This window comes from Pseudomonas sp. 2822-15 (assembly GCF_002742515.1).
Taxonomy (GTDB): Bacteria; Pseudomonadota; Gammaproteobacteria; order Pseudomonadales; family Pseudomonadaceae; genus Aquipseudomonas; species Aquipseudomonas salomonii.
Genome location: NZ_LJRY01000209.1, coordinates 11,029 through 32,274 on the forward strand (window position 1 = coordinate 11,029; position 21,246 = coordinate 32,274).

Here is a 21,246-nt window from a genome sequence, read left to right on the forward strand (position 1 = left end):
CGGACTTTCTCGTCACTGTTTTCGAATCTTAAGCAGGTCACAACATGCACTTCAGCGAATTGATGGCAGTTCTTTCGACCCACGCGATCCATCTGCAACGTGAGGAGGATGATTTGATCATCCTCGGCGACGATGAGGCGCTTGATGATGGGTTGATCGACAACGTACGCACCCACAAGGCGCAATTGCTTGAGTTGATAACCCGCAACGGGGGTGACTGGTTGAGCCCGGCTTACCGCATTACCCCGCAGATGCTGCCGTTGACCACGCTGGAGCAGGCGACCATCGACCAGATCGTCGACGCCGTGCCGGGCGGGCTGGCCAATGTGAAGGATATCTACCCGCTGGCGCCGTTGCAGGAAGGCATGCTGTACCACCACTTGAGCGCTGAGCAGGGCGACCCCTATTTGCTGCAGTCGCAGTACGCCTTCGACAGCCGCGCGCGCCTGGAGCACTTCATTCAGGCCTTGCAATACGTGATCAAGCGTCATGACATCCTGCGGACCACGGTGGTTTGGGAAAGCCTGGATGAACCGGTGCAGGTAGTGCTGCGCAAGGCCACGTTGAACCATGAAGAACTGCACCTGGATCCGCGCGACGGCGATGTGCTCGGCCAGTTGCGCGCCCGCTTCGATGCCCGCCACTATCGCCTGGACATTCGCGAGGCGCCGATGATGCGCGTGGCGTTTGCCCTGGATTCGCCGAACCAGCGCTGGGTGGCGGTGCTGCTGTTTCACCATATGGCCCTGGACCATACCGCGATGGAAGTGGTGCAGCACGAGATGCAAGCCTTCCTGCTCGGGCAGACCGAACACCTGGGTGAGCCGGTGCCGTACCGCAACTATGTGGCCCAGGCGCTCTTGGGGGTCAGTGAGCAACAACACGAAACATTCTTTCGCGAGATGCTTGGCGACATTGATGAGCCGACGCTGCCATTCGGTTTGCAGGATGTGCAGGGCGATGGCCACGGCATTGAAGAAAGCCACTTGATGCTCGACAACGGCTTGAGCAAGCGTCTGCGCGTGCAGGCGCGGCAATTGGGCGTCAGCGCGGCCAGCGTCATGCACCTGGCACTGGCCCAAGTGCTGGGCAAGGTTTCCGGGCGCCAGGAAGTGGTGTTCGGCACTGTGCTGTTGGGTCGCATGCACGCGGGCGAAGGTTCGGATCGCGCCCTGGGGATGTTCATCAACACGTTGCCGCTGCGCGTGAGCGTGGGTGAGCAAAGCGTACGCAGCGGCCTGAAGCTGACCCATCAGCGTCTCACCGCCTTGCTCCAGCATGAACACGCCTCGTTGGCCCTGGCCCAGCGCTGCAGTGCCGTTGCGCCGCCCACGCCGCTGTTCAGCGCCATGCTCAACTACCGCCACAGTGCTTCAGGCAGCAGTGCCGAGGCCCAGGCGGCCTGGGCCGGCATGCAAGCCCTGGGCGCTGAAGAGCGCACCAACTACCCGCTGACCGTCAACCTCGACGACCTGGGTGAAGACTTTCACATCACCGTACTGGCCGACGCCGAAATCGGTGCGTCGCGCGTCGCCCATTACCTGCATGCGGCACTGGAAAATCAGGTAGCGGCCCTGGAACACACACCAGAAGCCCCCCTGCAAAGCCTGGGTATCCTGCCGGCGAACGAACGTCAACACCTGCTGCAACACTGGAACAGCAGCGACACAGTGTTTGCCGACAGTGCGTTAATTCATGGCCAGTTCCAGGCGCAGGCGGCGGCACACCCCGACGCCTGTGCGTTGGTCTATGAAGGCCGGCACTTGAGCTACGGCGAACTGAACCGCCGCGCCAACCAGGTTGCGCATCACCTGTTGAGCCTGGGCGTGCACGTGGATGATCGCGTGGCGATCTGCGTCGAACGTGGCCTGGAGATGATCGTCGGCCTGTTGGGCATCCTCAAGGCGGGTGCCGGCTATGTACCGATTGACCCGGCCTATCCGCAGGAGCGCATCAGCTACACCCTGCAAGACAGCGCACCCGTGGCGGTGCTGGTGCAGCAGGCGACTCACGCCTTGGTGGCTGAGTTGTCGGTGCCGGTGATCGACCTGGACGCTGGCGATTGCCGCGCTGAATCGACCGATAACCCTCAGGTGCCGGGCCTGACCGCAGCGAACCTGGCCTATGTGATCTACACCTCCGGCTCTACTGGCCTACCCAAAGGCGTGATGATCGAACACCGCAACGTGGCGCGCCTGTTCAGCGCCACTGAGGCCTGGTTCAATTTCAATGATCAGGACGTGTGGGCCCTGTTCCATTCGTTTGCCTTTGACTTCTCCGTATGGGAAATCTGGGGTGCGCTGATGCACGGCGGGCAGTTGCTGATAGTGCCGCAGCTCACCAGTCGCTCGCCTGACGCCTGTTATGCGCTGCTGTGCAGCGCCGGCGTCACCGTCCTCAACCAGACGCCGAGTGCCTTTCGTTCGTTGATCGCCGCCCAAGGCCAGAGCGAACTCAAGCACGCCCTGCGTCAGGTGATCTTTGGCGGCGAAGCTCTGGAACCGGGGCTTCTCAAACCCTGGTATGCGCGCAGCAGCAACGCCGGCACGCAACTGGTGAACATGTACGGCATCACCGAAACCACCGTGCACGTGACCTATCGTGCCCTTGAAGCGGCGGATGCCCAGTTGGTGGGCGTTAGCCCCATCGGCGGGCGCATTCCCGACCTGCAGCTGTATGTACTGGACGAGCAGCGCGAACCCGTACCGGTCGGCGTGGTGGGCGAGTTGTATGTCGGCGGCGCCGGGGTTGCCCGTGGCTATCTGAACCGGCCGGAACTGAATGCCGAACGGTTTATTGCCGACCCTTTCAGCACCCGCGCCGCGGCGCGCTTGTATCGCAGCGGTGACCTCGGGCGTCGCCTGGCCGATGGCAGCATCGACTACCTGGGGCGCAATGACGATCAGGTTAAAATCCGTGGTTTCCGCATTGAGTTGGGCGAGATCGAAGCGCGCCTGGCTGCCTGTGACGGTGTGCGCGAGGCCGTGGTGATTGCCCGTGAGGATGAGCCCGGCGACAAACGCCTGGTGGCCTACGTCATCGCCCGCGACGGCGCCGAACCATCGGCCGCCGAATTACGCCAGCGGTTGCTGCTGTCCCTGGCTGAATACATGGTACCGGCCGCCTTTGTGCGGGTGGCGCAGTTCCCGTTGACCACCAATGGCAAACTCGACCGCAAAGCCCTGCCGGCACCGGATGCCGACGCGTTGGCGCGCCGGCAATACGCGGCCCCCGAAGGTGAGGTAGAAGCCACGATTGCCGCGATCTGGCAAGACCTGCTCGGGGTCGAGCGCGTGGGCCGTGAGGATCACTTTTTCGAACTGGGCGGTCACTCACTGTTGGCCGTCAAGCTGATCGAGCGCATGCGTCAGGTCGGCCTGGGCGCCGATGTGCGCGTGTTGTTTGGCCAACCGACCCTGGCCGCACTCGCGGCCGCCGTGGCCGGTGCGAGCAAGGATGTGGTGGTGCCCGCCCGTCGGGTGCCCGAGGGTTGCGCACACATCACCCCGGACATGCTGCCCCTGGCTGAATTGGACCAGACCGCCATCGACCGCATTGTTGCGACGGTGCCGGGCGGTGCGGCCAACGTCCAGGAAATCTACAGCCTGGCGCCGCTGCAAGAAGGGATCTTGTATCACCATCTTGCCGCTGCCCAAGGCGATCCCTACCTGCAATACGTAACCTTCAGCTTTGACAGCCGCGAGCGCCTGCAACGGTTTGCCGCTGCGCTGCAAGGCGTGATTTCCCGGCATGACATCCTGCGTACCGCGGTGGTGTGGGAGCGTCTTGATGAGCCGGTGCAAGTGGTCTGGCGCGAAGCGGAGCTGGGCGTCGACGAGATTCACCTGGACCCGGCCGGCGGCGATATCGCCACGCAGTTGACCGAATGCCTCAACCCGCGTCATCACCGTCTGGATATTCGCCAGGCGCCGATGATGCGCATCGGTTACAGCGAAGATGCGCCGAACCAACGCTGGGTCGCGGTGTTGCTGCTGCATCATCTGGTGGATGACGCCACCTCGCTGCGGATGCTGACGTCGGAGATCGAAGCCCACACCCGTGGCGAAGAAGCGTTGCTGGCGCCGTCCGTGCCGTACCGTAATTATGTGGCGCAGGCACGCCAGGGCGTTAGCCGCGAAGAGCACGAAGCGTTCTTCACCGAGATGTTGGGGGACATTGACGAGCCCACCTTGCCGTTTGGCCTGCAAGACGTGCAGGGCGACGGTCATGGCGTCGAGGAGGTGGTCCTGGCGCTGGATGATCGCCTCAGCCAGCGTTTGCGCGCGCAGTCACGCCAACTGGGTGTGACGCCGGCCAGCCTGTATCACTTGGCATGGGCCCGGGTGCTGGGTGGCCTTTCGGGGCGCAACGATGTGGTGTTCGGCACCGTATTGCTGGGACGTTTGCAGGGCGGTGAAGGTTCCGACCGTGCCCTCGGCATGTTTATCAATACCTTGCCGTTGCGGGTCAGTCTGGGTGAGGCCGGTGTGCGCGCCATGGTCAAGAGCACCCATACACGCTTGACCGGTTTGCTCGGCCATGAGCATGCCTCGCTGGTGCTGGCGCAGCGCTGCAGCAAAATCGCGGCATCCACACCCCTGTTCAGTTCGCTGCTCAACTATCGCCAGCTCGGCGGTGCAGACGTCTCGGCAGAAGCGGTAGCGGCCTGGGAAGGCATTGCGGTGCTCGACAGCAAGGAGCGCACCAACTACCCGCTGACCCTGTCGGTCAACGACATGGGTGAGGCATTCAGCCTCTCGGTGATGGCCGATGCGGCGATTGGCGCCGCGCGGGTCTGCGGTTACATGCAGTGCGTCCTCGACAACCTTGTGCAAGCCCTGGAGCAGACCCCGCAGGCCTCGTTGCGAGGCCTGGGGATGCTGCCGGCGCTTGAGCGCGAGCACCTGTTGCAGCACTGGAACGCCACCGACAGCCTGTTTGCCGACGCGGCCTTGATCCACCATCAGGTTGAGCAGCAAGCCGCTGAACGCCCTGACGCGACCGCCGTGCTGTTTGACGATGAGCGCTTGAGCTACGGCGAACTGAACCGCCGTGCCAACCAGGTTGCGCATCGCCTGTTGAGCCTGGGTGTGCGCGTGGACGATCGCGTAGCGATCTGCGTCGAACGTGGCCTGGAGATGATCGTCGGCTTGTTGGGCATCCTCAAGGCGGGTGCCGGCTATGTGCCGATTGACCCGGCCTATCCGCAGGAACGCATCAGCTACACCCTGCAAGACAGCGCACCGGTGGCGGTGCTGGTGCAGCAGGCGACTCACGCCCTGGTGGCCGAGTTGTCGGTGCCGGTGATCGACCTGGATTCGGCGGGCTTGCAAGTCGAGTCAGCGCTGAACCCACAGGTGCCCGACCTCACTTCGGCGAACCTGGCCTATGTGATCTACACCTCCGGCTCTACCGGGCTACCCAAAGGCGTGATGATCGAACACCGCAACGTAGCGCGGTTGTTCAGCGCCACCGAAGGCTGGTTCAACTTCAACCAGCAGGACGTGTGGGCGCTGTTCCACTCGTTTGCCTTCGACTTCTCCGTGTGGGAAATCTGGGGTGCGCTGATCCATGGCGGCCAGTTGCTGGTGGTGCCGCAGCTTACCAGCCGTTCGCCGGACGAATGTTATGCGCTGCTGTGCAGCGCGGGCGTCACCGTCCTCAACCAGACGCCGAGTGCCTTTCGTTCGTTGATTGCCGCCCAGGGCCAGAGCGCCTTGAAGCACTCCCTGCGGCAGGTGATCTTCGGTGGCGAAGCCCTGGAGCCGGGGCTTCTCAAGCCCTGGTATGCGCGCACGACCAACGCCGGCACGCAACTGGTGAACATGTACGGCATCACCGAAACCACCGTGCACGTGACCTATCGTGCCCTTGAAGCGGCGGATGCCCAGTTGGTGGGTGTTAGCCCCATCGGCGGGCGCATTCCCGACCTGCAGCTGTATGTCCTTGACGACCAGCGCGAACCCGTGCCGGTGGGTGTCGTCGGTGAACTCTATGTCGGTGGTGCCGGGGTTGCCCGTGGCTACCTGAACCGACCTGAATTGAACGCCGAACGATTTATCGCCGACCCGTTCAGCGGCCGTGCTGATGCCCGCCTGTACAAGACCGGGGACTTGGGGCGTTGGCTGGCGGACGGCAGCATTGACTACCTGGGGCGCAATGACGACCAGGTGAAGATCCGTGGATTCCGCATTGAGTTGGGTGAGATCGAAGCGCGCCTGGCCGCCTGTGAAGGCGTGCGTGAAGCCGTAGTGATTGCCCGCGAAGACGCACCCGGCAACAAGCGCCTGGTGGCTTATGTCATCGCGGCCGAGGGCGCAGAGCCATCGGCTACGGCGTTGCGCACTCAATTGTTGGTGTCGCTGGCCGACTATATGGTGCCCAGCGCGTTCGTCATGCTGGCGCGCTTGCCACTGACCACCAACGGCAAGCTTGATCGCAAGGCTCTGCCGGCACCCGACGGCGACGCCCTGGCCCGACGTGAATACGAGCGCCCTGAAGGCGAGGTCGAACAGACCCTCGCGGCGCTGTGGCAAGAGTTGCTTGACGTGCCTCGCGTGGGCCGCCATGACAACTTCTTTGAGCTGGGCGGTCATTCGCTGCTGGCGGTCAAATTGATCGAGCGCATGCGTCAGATCGACTTGAGCGCCGACGTGCGCGTGTTGTTCGGTCAACCGACCCTGGCGGCGTTGGCGGCGGCCGTCGGTGGCCATCAAGCGTTGGTGGTACCGGCCAACCTGATCGGTCTGGACTGCTCCCGTATCACGCCGGACTTGCTGCCGCTGGTCGACCTGGACCAGGCGGCCATCGACCGTGTCGTCGCCAGTGTGTCGGGCGGTACGCGCAACGTGCAGGACATCTACGCGCTGGCGCCGTTGCAGGACGGCATGCTCTACCATCACTTGGCTGCGCCGCAAGGCGATGCCTACTTGCTGCATATGTTGTTTGCCTTCACCGGACCGGAACCGGTGAACCAGTTTGCCAAGGCACTGCAGAGCGTCATCGACCGCCACGACATCCTGCGCAGCAGTATTGTCTGGGACGGGCTCGAAGAGCCGGTGCAGGTGGTTTGGCGCCAGGCAACCCTGGGCCTGGAAGAAGTGGTGATCGACGCGGGCGACGGTGACGTACTGGCGCAATTGCACAGTCAGTTCGACCCACGCCATTACCGCCTGGATATGCAGCGTGCGCCACTGATGCACCTGGCCTATACCCAGGACAGCGCCAACCAGCGCTGGGTGGGCATTCTGTTGTTCCACCACATGATGCTCGACCACACCGCGCTTGAGGTGCTGATCGAGGAAGTCCAGGCCAGCCTCAAGGGCCATACCGAACACTTGGCGCCGTCGATTCCGTATCGCAACCATGTGGCACAGTCGCGCCTCGGTGCCGATCGACAGGCCCATGAACGCTTCTTCACTGACCTGCTCGGTGATATTGACGAGCCGACCCTGGCGTTCGGCCTGCGCGATGTGCAGGGCGATGGCAGCGGTGTCGAAGAAGCCCACCTGATGCTCGACAGTCAATTGAGCGCGCGCCTGCGTGAGCAAGCGCGTCTGCTCGGGGTCAGCGCTGCGAGCCTGATGCACCTGGCCTGGGGGCAGGTGTTGGCGCAGGTTGCCGGGCGTGAGGAAGTGGTGTTCGGCACGGTGTTGCTCGGCCGCCTGCAAGGCGGTGAAGGCGCCGGCCGGGCCTTGGGGCTGTTCATCAACACCTTGCCCCTGCGGGTCAGTGTCGGTGAGCACGGTGCCCGCGAGGCGGTGCGTGTCACCCACGAACGCCTGTCACAATTGCTTGCCCATGAACACGCGTCTTTGTCCCTGGCTCAGCAGTGCAGCGGCCTGCCGGCGGCGCAAGCGCTGTTCAATACCTTGCTCAACTATCGGCACAGTGCGCCGGTCGAGGCTACAAGTGCGGACATCGCTGCCTGGGATGGCATCCAGGCCCTGAGCATGGAAGAGCGCACCAACTACCCGCTGGTGTTGAACATCGATGATTTTGGCGCAGGCTTCCAACTCAATGCCCAGGCGCTGGAAAAAATCGGTGCGCAACGGGTTTGCGGCTTTATGCAGACGGCCCTGGCGCAATTGGTCAACGCATTGGAAGAAACGCCACAGCTGGCCTTGAGTCAATTGTCGGTGCTGTCTACCGCCGAGCGCGAGGCGGTGCTGGTTGATGTCAACGTCACCGCCGTGCACTACCCCGAGCCGCAGACCATCCACCGGCTGTTCGAGGCGCAGGTCGAGCGGCAACCGGATGCCACGGCGGTGTGCCAGGGTGACCAGCACATCACGTATCGCCAGCTCAACCAGCGCGCCAATCAGTTGGCCCACCGCCTGCTCGAAGAGGGGGTGCGCCCGGATGACCGCGTGGCCATTTGCGCGCGGCGCAGCCTTGAAACCCTGGTCGGCCTGGTGGCGATCCTCAAGGCCGGCGCGGCGTACGTGCCGATCGACCCGGCGCACCCGCAGGAACGCATCGCCTACCTGTTGCAAGACTGCGCGCCGGTGCTGGTGCTGGCGCAATCCAATACCCGCTCATTGCTCAGCGACACGCCATTGCCGGTGATCGAGCTGGACAGTGATCAATGGCATCGCCGTGCGACACTTGACCCGAACGTGCAGGGCCTGACGTCGGCGAACCTGGCCTATGTGATCTACACCTCCGGCTCCACCGGCTTGCCCAAAGGGGTCATGGTGGAACACCGTACCCTGGAAAACCTGGTGCATTGGCATTGCCAGGCCTTCAACCTGCACGCCGGTAGCCAAACCTCCAGCGTCGCCGGGTTTGGCTTTGACGCCATGGCCTGGGAAGTCTGGCCAGCCCTTTGCGTGGGGGCGACCCTGCACCTGCCGCCGGCCAAGGAGGGCAGCGAAGACATCGATGCGCTGTTGCATTGGTGGCTGGCACAGCCGCTGGACGTGAGCTTCCTGCCCACTCCAGTGGCGGAATACGCGTTCAGCCAGGACCTGCAACACCCGACCCTTAAAACCTTGCTGATCGGCGGCGACCGCCTGCGTCAGTTCAGCACGCCGCAGCGTTTTCAGGTGGTCAACAACTATGGTCCGACCGAGGCTACGGTGGTTGCCACTTCCGGCCTGATCAACCCCGGCCAGCACCTGCACATCGGCAAACCCATCGCCAACACCCAGGTCTACCTGCTCGACGAACACCTCAAGCCCGTGCCCAAAGGCGTGGTCGGTGAGCTGTACGTCGGTGGTGCCGGTGTGGCGCGTGGTTACCTCAACCGCCCGGAACTGAGCGCCGAACGTTTCCTGCGTGACCCGTTCAGCCAGGATCCGTCGGCGCGTCTGTATCGTACCGGCGACCTGGCACGCTGGCTGGAGGAGGGCACCCTGGACTACCTGGGCCGTAACGACGACCAGGTGAAAATCCGTGGCGTGCGCATCGAACTCGGCGAAATCGAAAGCCGCTTGAGCGAGTACCCGGACGTCAGCGAAACCGTGGTGCTGGCGCGTGAAGGACGCCTGGTGGCGTACTTCACCGAACACCAGCCGGTCGACCGTCAAGCCCTGCGCAGTGCGTTGCAGACGCAGTTGCCGGAATACATGGTGCCAGCGGTGTATGTGCGCCTGGACAGCCTGCCGCTGACCGCCAATGGCAAGCTGGACCGCAAGGCCCTGCCGGTTCCCGATCAGGAGGCATTACTCACGCGCGGCTACGCAGCGCCCGAGGGTGAGGTGGAAATCGCCCTGGCGCAGATCTGGAGCCAAGTGCTCAAGGTCGAGCAGGTCGGGCGCGAGGATCACTTCTTTGAACTGGGCGGCCACTCGTTGCTGGCCATGCGCTTGATCTCCCAGGTACGCCTGCACTTGGGCGTGGAGCTGGACCTGGCGGCGCTGTTTGCGCACCCGCAGCTCTCGGCACTCGCGCAGGTAGTGGCCAAGGCGGGGCGCAGCCACTTGCCGGCGATTGTGCCGGTGTCCCGCGAAGAATCGTTGCCGCTGTCGTTTGCTCAGCAACGCCTGTGGTTCCTGGCACAGATGGACAATGCCGCAGCGGCCTATAACATGCCGATCGGTCTGGGCCTGCGTGGCACACTGGACGCCCTGGCGCTGGAGCGCGCACTGGCGCAGATCGTCAGTCGCCATGAAGTGCTGCGCAGCGCCTTCGTGGTGGACAATGATGAACCGCAACTGGTGTTTACTCCGGTCGAAGGTTCGTTCGTACTGGAGCAGGATGATCTGCGCGAGCAGGCCGACGCCCCGCAGCAATTGCAGGCACTGACCGAGCATGAAGCACTGGCGCCGTTCGACCTGGTCAACGGCCCGCTGCTGCGGGCGCGCCTGGTACGCCTGGGCGATGAACACCATGTGTTGCTGCTGACCGTGCACCATATTGCTGCCGATGGCTGGTCGATGGGCGTGCTGACCCGCGAAATGGTGGCGTTGTATGGCGCCTACAGCCAGGGCCTGGCCGACCCGTTGCCGCCGTTGGCGTTGCAATACGCCGACTTTGCTGTGTGGCAGCGCCGCTGGTTGAGTGGCGAGGTGCTGCACAAGCAGAACCTGTATTGGCAGCAGACCCTGGCCGGCGCGCCGGCCGTGTTGACCCTGCCCACCGACCGCCCGCGTCCGGCGCAGCAGGACTTCAGCGGCGCGGTGCTGCCATTGCAGCTGGATGCGCCGTTGAGCGAGGGCCTCAAGGCACTCAGCCAGCGGCATGGCACCACGTTGTACATGACCCTGCTGGCGGCGTGGGCTGTATTGCTGAGCCGCTTGTCCGGGCAGGATGAAGTGGTCATCGGCTCGCCGGTAGCCAACCGCAATCGGGTCGAAGTGGAGAGCCTGATCGGCCTGTTCGTCAACACCCTGGCGGTGCGCATCGATGCCTCGGGCGAACCGACGGTGCAAACTTTGCTGGCGCGGGTCAAGACCCAGGCGCTGGGCGCGCAGGCGCATCAGGACCTGCCGTTCGAGCAAGTGGTGGATATCGTCAAGCCGGTGCGCAGCATGGCCTACAGCCCGCTGTTCCAGACCATGCTCACCTGGCAGGGCAGCGAGGGCGCGGCCCCGGCATTCGGCGACCTTATAGTGGAGGGCGGCGGCCAGATCAACACGGCGGCCAAGTTCGACCTGTCCCTCGAATTGAGCGAAGCCCAAGGCCATATCATCGGTTCCCTGAGCTACGCCACGGCGCTGTTCGATGAGGCGACACTCGTGCGTCACCTGGGTTATTTCGATCGCCTGTTGCAGGCCATGGTCAGCGATGATCAGGGTGTGCTGGCGCGCGTGCCGCTGCTCGATGAACCGGAGCGCCAACAGCAACGGGTCGTGCTCAGTGGCCTGCGCACACCGCTCAACCCCGGCACCGTGCACAGCCTGTTTGAAGCACAGGCCGTGCGCATCCCGCAAGCACTGGCCGTGCAGGCGGGTGATCACTCGCTGACCTACCGCGAACTCAACGAGCGCGCCAACCAACTGGCCCATCATCTGCGCCAGCTCGGCGTACAACCGGATGCACGTGTAGCGATTTGTGTCGAGCGCAGCCCTGCGTTGATCGTCGGTCTGCTGGCGATTCTTAAGGCCGGCGGCGCCTACGTACCGATCGACGCGAACTACCCGCTGGAACGTATTCACTACATGCTGCAAGACAGCGCTCCGGCGGCGTTGCTGGTGCACGGCGTGACCGCACAGCTGGCCTGCGCGCCGGGGCTGCCGGTGGTCGACCTTGACGGTGGCGATTGGCGCGAGCACGCCCTGCATAACCCGCAGGTGGCCGGGCTGAGCCCGACGCACTTGACCTACGTGATCTACACCTCGGGCTCCACCGGTCAGCCCAAAGGCGTGATGGTCGAGCACCAGGGCGTGGTCAACATGCTTGGCTGGTACCTCGAAGACGTCGGGCTGGACGCCAGCGATGCGGTGCTGCTGCTGACCTCCCACAGCTTCGACCTGACTCAGAAAAACATCTTCGCCAGCCTTGCGGTGGGTGCCACCTTGCACCTGGCGGACAGCCCGTTTGATCCGGCGAGTATCGTGCGCCAGATCGGCGAGCAGGCGATCACCCACATAAACCTGGCACCGAGTGCGTTCTATGCGCTGATCGATGCCGACCAACAACAGGTGTTGAGCGGCCTGCGCAGGGTGGTCCTGGGCGGTGAGCCGATCAAACTGTCGCAGTTGGAAAAACTACAGGCCCCACGCCCGCTCTTCATCAACAGCTATGGCCCGACAGAGTGCAGCGACGTGGTTGCGTGGCACGCGGTCGACGCCGACCTTTCGAGCTATGGGGCGGGCGATATTCCCCTGGGCCGCCCATTGCGCAACCTGACGCTTTACGTGCTGGATGCCTACGGGCAACCGATGCCGACCGGCAGCGTCGGTGAGCTGTACATCGGCGGCGCCGGTGTGGCGCGCGGTTACCTCAACCGTGAAGAACTGACGGCCGAGCGTTTCCTCGACGACCCGCACACCACCGGCGGGCGCATGTACCGCACCGGCGACCTGGCGCGCTATCGTACAGACGGCACGCTCGACTACCTGGGGCGCAATGACGACCAGGTCAAAATTCGCGGCCTGCGCATCGAGCTCGGTGAAATCGAAGCCTTGCTCGCGGCCTGTCCCGAGGTCATCGAAGCGGCAGTACTGGTGCGTGATGAACGCCTGGTGGCGTACTTCACAGGGCAGGCGCCAAAGGTCGAAGACCTGCGTACCTACCTGCAAGGCGCATTGCCGGAGTACATGGTGCCGTCGGCCTATGTGCAGCTCGCGGTATGGCCGCTGAGCCCCAACGGCAAGCTGGATCGCAAGGCGCTACCGGCGCCGGGCCTCGATGCGGTAGTCAGTGGCGTGTATGAAGCCCCCGAGGGCGAGCTTGAAACCACGCTGGCGCAGATCTGGCAGGATTTACTGGGGTTGGAGCAGGTCGGACGCCAGGGGCACTTCTTTGAATTGGGCGGGCATTCGCTGCTGGCGATGCGCTTGATCTCCCAGGTGCGCCAGCGGCTGGGCGTGGAGTTGAGCCTGGCCGAGTTGTTTGCCCAGCCGCAACTGGCCGCGTTGGCCCAGGTGCTGGCCCAGGCGGCGCGCAGCACCTTGCCGGCCATCCTGCCGGTGCCTAGAGACCAGGACTTACCGCTGTCGTTCGCCCAGCAACGTTTGTGGTTCCTGGCGCAGATGGAAGGCGCCAGTACTGCCTACAACATGCCGATCGCCCTCGGGCTGCGGGGCCACCTGGATGCCCGGGCGCTGGAACGCGCGCTGGCCTCCATCGTGGCGCGTCACGAAGCCCTGCGCAGCCGGTTTGTGCAACACAACGATGAACCCCTGGTGTGTATTGACCCGCCGGAGCAGGGGTTCGCGCTGCTGCGCCTGTCAGTCGACAATGATGTCGCGTTGCAGGCGCATATCAGTGCCGACGCGCTGGAACCCTTCGACCTGGAGCGAGGACCGTTGATTCGGGCCTGCCTGTTGCAGCGTGCCGACGATCACCATGTGTTGCTGCTGACCATGCACCACATCGTCTCCGATGGTTGGTCGATGGGGGTGCTGACCCGTGAGCTGATGGCGCTGTACGAGGCGTTCCGTCTTGGCCACGCCGATCCGCTGCCGCCGTTGACCCTGCAATACAGCGACTTTGCCGTATGGCAACGGCGTTGGTTGAGTGGCGAAGTCCTGCAGCAGCAAAGCCAGTACTGGCAGCAAGTGCTCGCCGATGCGCCTGCACTGCTGATGCTGCCCACCGACCGCCCACGGCCGGCTCGCCAGGACTACAGCGGCGCCACCTTGAGCCTGCTGCTCGACGTCAACCTGACCGCCGGGCTCAAGGCCCTGAGCCAGCGCCACGGCACCACGTTGTACATGACCATGATGGCGGCGTGGGCCGCGTTGCTCTGCCGGTTGTCCGGCCAGGATGAAGTGGTGATCGGCTCGCCGACCGCCAACCGCATGCGCGCCGAAGTCGAAGGGCTGATCGGCCTGTTCGTCAACACCCTGGCGGTGCGTATCGGCGCCGGCGAAGACTTGAGCGTGGCAGCCTTGCTGGCCCATGCCAAGGACCGCACGCTGGCGGCGCAAGCCCATCAAGACTTGCCGTTCGAGCAAGTGGTGGAGGTGCTCAAGCCGGCGCGCAGCCTGGCCCATAGCCCGGTATTCCAGACCTTGCTGACCTGGCAGAACAGCGACGGCCCAAGCCTGGTGATGGGCGACTTGCAGTTCGAAGGGGTTGGTCAGGCCAGCAGTTTTTCCAAGTTCGACCTGTCATTGGACCTCAGCGAAGTGCAGGGCCACATCGCCGGCGCACTGGAGTACGCCACCGCGCTGTTCGACGAGACCACGATGCAACGTTATCTGGGCTATTTCGAACGCTTGCTGCAGGCGATGGTCGCCGATGACCAGGCCCGGTTGGCACACATCCGGTTGCTGGATGAAGAGGAGCGCAACTACCTGCTGCACGACCTTAACGCCAACCAGGTGGCCTATCCGCACGACAGCACCATTCACCAGTTGTTCGAGGCCCAGGTCGAGGCGCATCCGCACGCCATCGCCGTGGCGTTCGAACAGCAACGCCTCAGTTATGCCGAGCTGAACCGCCGAGCCAACCGCCTTGCGCACCAGTTGATCGGCCTTGGGGTCGGCCCGGATGACCGCGTGGCAATCTGCGCCGAGCGGGGCGATGAGGTGCTGGTGGGCCTGCTCGGGGTGCTGAAGGCCGGCGCCGCCTATGTGCCGCTGGACCCCAACTACCCGCCGGAGCGCCTGGCTTACATGATCGCCGACAGTGCGCCGTCGGTGGTGCTGAGCCAGCGCAGGCTGCTGGAGCGCCTGCCGGCGCTGACGATTGCGCACGTGCTGCTCGATGCGCCGCATACGGGGGCCGAACACAACCCACAGGTACCGGGCCTGACAGCTCGTCACCTGGCATATGTGATCTACACCTCGGGTTCGACCGGCAATCCCAAGGGCGTGATGATCGAGCACCGTGGGCTGGTCAACTACAGCCTGGACGCCGCGCGCTTGTTCGGCTTGACCGCGCAGGACACGGTGCTGCAACAAAACACCCTGAACTTCGACCTGTCGGTGGAGGAGATCTTCCCGGCCCTGCTGGCGGGCGCAACCTTGGCGCCGAGCCGCCATGTCTTTGGCAGCGAGGCCGCGAAGGATCCGGCGATCACGCCCACCGTCCTGCACCTGACGGCGGCGCACTGGCACACCCTGGCTGCCGAATGGCACCACACGCCGCACCAGGCCCAGGCGCATTTGCAGCATGTGCGCTTGATCAACGTCACCGGTGATGCGCTGTCGGCGCAGAAGTTGGAGCTGTGGGACGAAGTGCGTCCGGCCCATACCCGCCTGATCAACACCTATGGCCCGACGGAAGCGACGGTGTCCTGCACCGCGGCCTACGTGACCCATAGCGCGGACACCAACGGCAACACGACCATCGGCAAACCGATGGCCAACACCCGTATCTACCTGCTGGACAGCCAGCAGCAGCCGGTGCCGCTCGGTGTGGCGGGGGAGATCTTCATCGGCGGTGAGGGGGTTGCACGCGGTTATCTGAACCTCGACGTCATCAGCGCCGAGCGCTTTATCGCTGATCCGTTCAGCACCGCGCCGGCTGCGCGGATGTACAAGACCGGTGACTTGGCGCGCTACCTGGCCGATGGTTCGATCGAGTACCTGGGCCGCAATGACTTCCAGGTCAAGGTGCGCGGCTTCCGTATCGAATTGGGCGAGATCGAAGCGCGCCTCGGCAACTGCGCCGGGGTCAAGGAAGCGGCTGTGATTGCCCGCGAAGACCTGCCCGGCGAGAAGCGCCTGGTGGCCTACGTGGTACCGCACGCCGGGGTCAGCCTCACGGCGGCCGGCCTGCGCAGTTACCTGGCGCCGTTACTGGCCGAATACATGATTCCGTCTGCGTTCGTGACCCTCGAGGCTTTGCCGCTGACGCCTAATCGCAAGCTCGACCGCAAGGCCTTGCCGGCCCCGGATCAGCTGGCGGTGGCCAGCCGTGATTACCAGGCGCCCGAGGGGCGTATCGAACGCAGTCTTGCGCTGATCTGGGCGCAGGTCTTGCAGCTGGAGCAGGTCGGTCGGCATGACAACTTCTTCGAGCTGGGGGGCCATTCGCTGCTGGCGGTCAAACTGGTGGAGCGCATGCGCCAGGAAGACCTTCGGGTCGACGTCGGCGCCTTGTTTACCCACCCAACCCTGGCGGGGTTGGCCAAGGTCGTGGGCAGCCGCCGTGCACTGGCCATTCCGGCCAATGGCATCAGCGCCGCGTGCCAACGGATTACCCCGCAGATGTTGCCGCTGGCCAGCCTCGGCCAGGACGAAATCGATAGCCTGGTCGCCAGCGTGCCGGGCCAACTGGCCAACGTGCAGGACATCTACGGCATGACGCCGTTGCAGGAGGGCATTCTCTACCACCATTTGCTTGCCGATGAAGGCGACGTTTACCTGGAGCAGGCGACGTTCAACTTTGACAGCCGCGAGCGCCTCGACGCCTTTGCCCAGGCGTTGCAAGGCGTGGTCGAGCGCAACGATATCCTGCGCTCGACCATGCGCTGGGAAGGCTTGAGCGAGCCGGTGCAGGTGGTGCTGCGCCATGTGCCATTCGCACTCCAAGAGATCAGCCTGGAAGGCGAGGGCGACGCCGCCGCGCAACTGCGTGAGCGCTTCGACCCGCGCCATTTCCGCATGGACCTGCATGACGCCCCGCTGATGCGCCTGGTGTGTGCCTATGACGGCCCGCAACAGCACTGGTCCGCGCTGTTTATGTTCCATCACATGCTGTTCGATCACGTCGCCATGGACATCCTGCAATACGAGTTGCAGGCGTTCCTTTCGGGCCAGGAAGCCCGCCTGAATGCACCGGTGCCCTACCGCAACTACGTGGCCCAGGCACGCCTGGGCATGACCGAACAGGAGCATGAAGCGTTCTTCAGCGCGATGCTGGCGGACATCGACGAACCGACCCTGCCGTTCGGCCTGCACGATGTGCAAGCCGGGGGGGGCCTGGAACTGGCGCAACTGCCCGTGGAAGAAGGCCTCGGTCAGCGCCTGCGCAGTGCTGCGCGGCAACTGGGCGTGAGTGCCGCCAGCCTGATTCATGTGGCATGGGCCCAAGTGTTGGCGCATGTCTGCGGCCAGGATGACGTGGTGTTCGGTACCGTGCTGATGGGCGGCATGCAGGGCGGCGAACGCGCCCTGGGGCTGTTTATCAACACCTTGCCGCTGCGCGTCAGCCTGGGTGCCGAAAGCGCGCAGGCGGGGGTCAAGGCTACCCATGCCCGCCTGAGCACGCTGTTGAGCCATGAACACGCTTCCCTGGCTTTGGCGCAGCGTTGCAGCGGCGTGGCCGCGCCGGCACCGCTGTTCAGCGCCTTGCTCAACTACCGTCACAGTGTCGGCGCAGCCTCCAGTGAGGACATTGCCGTATGGGCCGGTATCCAGGCCCTGGGCGGTGAAGAGCGCAGTAACTATCCGCTGTCACTGGACGTCGATGACTTTGGCCAGGCCTTTGCCCTGACCGTGCAGGTCAGCCCGGACATCGGCGCGCAGCGCGTATGTGCCTATATGCACGGCGCGTTGGACAGCCTGGTGGACGCATTGGATCGCACCCCGAACGCTTCACTGAGCAGCCTGGAGATTCTGCCGCTGGTCGAGCGTCGCCAAGTGTTGCTGGATTTCAACCAGACCCGCACCGACGACGCCCAGGATCAACTGATCCATGGGTTGTTCGAGCAACAGGTACTGCGCAATGCCGATGCCATCGCGCTGGAGTTTGACGGCCAGTCGCTCACCTATGGCGAGTTGAATGCCCAGGCCAACCAGTTAGCCCATCATTTGATCGCCCTCGGCGTGCAGCCCGATGACCGTGTAGCCATCGCCCTGGAACGCGGAACACAGATGGTGGTGGCCTTGCTCGCCAGCCTGAAGGCTGGCGCCGCCTACGTGCCGCTCGATCCGGCCTACCCGCCACAACGCCTGGCCTTCATGCTGGCCGACAGTGCGCCGCGAGTGTTGCTCAGTGAGTATGCGGTACTGCCGTTGCTCGGTGCGCTGCCACAGGCGTTGCACGTGGTGACCTTGAACAGTGCGCTGCAACCCTGGCGTGAGCTGAGCGAGCACAACCCGCTCGCGGCTGAACGGGGGCTCGACAGCGGGCACCTGGCTTACGTGCTGTACACCTCCGGCTCCACCGGTACGCCCAAAGGCGTGATGATCGAGCATGCCGGTCTGTGCAACGAGATCCGTGCCATTCGCGGCTTGACCGGCCTGACGGCGGGGGATCGTGCACTGCAATTTGCGACCATCAACTTTGATGCCTCCATCGAGGAGATCTTCGGTGCGCTGACCTGCGGCGCCACCCTGGTACTGCGCAGCGCTGCCTGGTTGAATGATGCCGCTCAATTCTGGGCGCTGGCGGCGCAGGCGCGTCTGTCAGTGATCAGTCTGCCTACGCGGTTCTGGCAGGGCCTGGCGGACGACCCTGTGACCGCCATTCCGAGCTCCGTGCGGGTAGTCGTGGTGGGTGGTGAAGAACTGAGCCCGGAAGCGGTGCAGCACTGGTTCCTGCGCAGCGGGCATACGCCACGCTTGCTCAATACCTATGGCCCGACCGAGGCCACGATTATCGCCACCGCCAATGAGGTGTTCGCAGCCAACCCGCACCCACGCGCCATTGGCCGTCCAATTGCCAATACCCGTGTGTATGTGTTGGATGCCCATGGCCATCCGACTGGTCTGGGAGTGGCCGGTGAGATTCATATTGCCGGTGCCGGCCTCGCACGAGGCTATCTCAACCAACCGCAACTGAGCCGCGAGCGCTTCCTGGCCGACCCGTTCAGCGATGCACCAGGCCGAATGTATAAAACCGGTGACCTTGGCCGCTGGCTGCCGGACGGCACGCTGGAGTACCTGGGGCGCAATGATGACCAAGTGAAAATCCGAGGCTTCCGCATAGAACTGGGCGAAGTCGAAAGTGCGCTGCTGGCTTGCGAAGGTGTGCGCGCGGCGGTGGTCATGGCCCGGGATGACAGCGCGGGGCAGGTCAGCGGCAAGCAGTTGGTGGCCTACCTGTGCGGGACGCCGGTTTCGATCGAGCAACTGCGCGAGGAGCTGCTGACTCACTTACCGCAGTACATGATGCCCAGTGCCTATGTGCAGTTGGACAGCTTGCCGGTAACGCCCAATGGCAAGCTGGACCGCAAGGCGCTGCCGGCTCCGGAGCAGGTGATGCTCAGCCGCGACTACGAAGCCCCGGCGGATGCGCTGGAAGCTCGGTTGGCGAGCCAGTGGGCCCAGGTGCTGAAACTGCCACGAGTGGGGCGTCACGACAGCTTCTTTGAATCGGGCGGGCACTCGCTGTTGGCGATTCGCCTGGTCAGCCTGTTGGCTCAAGCACAGGTGCAGGTGACGTTGGCAGAGTTGTTCCAGCACGCCAGCGTCGCGTCGATGGCGGCGCTGTTGCGCTTGCGCACCGATGCGCCGACGCTGGAACAGGGCCTGGTCACCGTGCGTGCCGGGGGCACGCAGGCTCCGTTGTTCCTGGTGCACGAGTTCAGTGGCTTGAATGTGTATTTCCCGGCGCTGGGCCAGCATCTGGACGCTGATATTCCGGTGTACGGGCTCGAAGGCGTGGCCTGGGGGGCGCCGCAGTTGCAGACCATGCAATGCCTGGCCTCCCGGCATATCGACCTGATGCGCACGGTTCAACCCCACGGCCCTTACCGCCTGGCCGGTTGGTCGTTCGGCGGGGTACTGGCGTACGAAATCGCGGCGCAGTTGATCGGCATGGACGAGGAGGTGAGCTTCCTCGGCTTGCTCGATACCCACGTGCCGCGCCTGGTGGACCAGGGCAAGGCGCGCTGGTCGGTGGCCCATGCCCATCACTTGCATCTGCTTGAACAGTGCCGGGCTTTTTGCCAGGCCCAGGTGCCGGTGGACAGCCACGCGCTGGCGACCCTGGCACAGCTGGAGCGCGAAGCCGAGCAACTGGACTTCAACAGCCTGTTGCAACGCTGTCGCGACGCCGGCTTGTTGCAACCGCAGTTGGCGGCACTGTCACGTGATGGGTTGTGGGCTTACCTGGATCGTGAAGTCGCCCACGGCCATGCGCAGGCGCATTACAACCTGTTCGCGCTGAATATTGCGGTGCATTTGTTCACTGCTGAACAGCGTACTGATGACGCTTCACGCAGCAGCGAGACGCTGGGCTGGGATCAGATCGTGCCGGCCGCGTTGCTGCACCGCATTAATGTACCGGGCGATCACCAGAGCATGATGCAGGCGCCGCACATCGCGGCGCTGGGCCAGGCCCTCGGCACGGCCCTGAGTGCCTTGCCGGCGGCCACGAACCAGGCGCTGCATCAGCCGCTGCTGACGATCCAGAGTGGGCAGGCCGGGCGTGCACCGATCTTCTGCATCCCTGGGGCCGGCGACAGCGTTACCGGCTTTATCGGGCTGACCGATGCGTTCGGGCCGGATTGGCCGATCCATGGCCTGCAACCCCGTGGGCTGGACGCCAAATCGGTGCCCCATAGCCGTGTGGAATCGGCGGCGCAGGCGTATCTGGTGGCGCTGGAACAGCAATGCCCGGTCGGGCCCGTGCATCTGCTGGGGCATTCGTTTGGCGGTTGGGTGGCGTTCGAAATCGCGCTGCGCCTGCAGGCGCTGGGACGTGAAGTGCTGTCCCTGACCCTGGTCGACAGTGAGGCTCCTGGCGGCACCGGCGTGGCCGGCAAGCCGTATACGGCCACCGGTGTGTTGCTGCGGCTGATCGAAACCATGCAACTGGCGGCCGGAAAACCCTTCGGGATTGATCCGCACGTGTTTGCCAGCCTTGACGAAACGGCGCAACTGGCGGCGTTGCACGGTGCCATGGTGCGGGTCGGCATGCTCTCGGCGCGCTCGACCCCGGATGTGATGTACGGCCCGGCGCGTACCTTCGGTGCCGCACTGCGCACGGTGTACCAGCCACGCTCGCGCTTCAACGGCCCTATACGCCTGGTGCTGGCCGAGGATCCGACCCTGGACGCCCAGGGCAATCAGCGCGAACAGGCCGGCATGATCGAGGGGTGGAGCCGGCATACCGATCACCTGGAGACCTGGTATGGCCCAGGCAACCATTTCACGTTGCTCAAGGCGCCGTATGTTTACAGCTTGGCGTCCTGGTGGCACGACGGGCTGGTCGTGCCGGTCGGCAAGGTGACCTCATGACCTGTGGCAGAGGGGGAGCCGGCACGGGCGCTTGCGCCCTTACCTGAAGCAAGCAATC

1 protein-coding gene is annotated in these 21,246 nt (G+C 64.2%); it reads left to right on the plus strand.

What is annotated here, in order from left to right; genetic code table 11:
• Nucleotides 1-44 precede the first annotated feature (44 nt).
• Nucleotides 45-21,188, plus strand: coding sequence for a non-ribosomal peptide synthetase (locus AOA59_RS22340; RefSeq protein WP_099489104.1), 21,144 nt, complete (start codon nt 45-47; stop codon nt 21,186-21,188).
• Nucleotides 21,189-21,246 lie beyond the last annotated feature (58 nt).

Excerpts from the sequence above, each read along its gene's own strand:
- AOA59_RS22340 (WP_099489104.1), top strand. The coding sequence starts at position 45 with ATGCACTTCAGCGAATTGATGGCAGTTCTTTCGACCCACGCGATCCAT.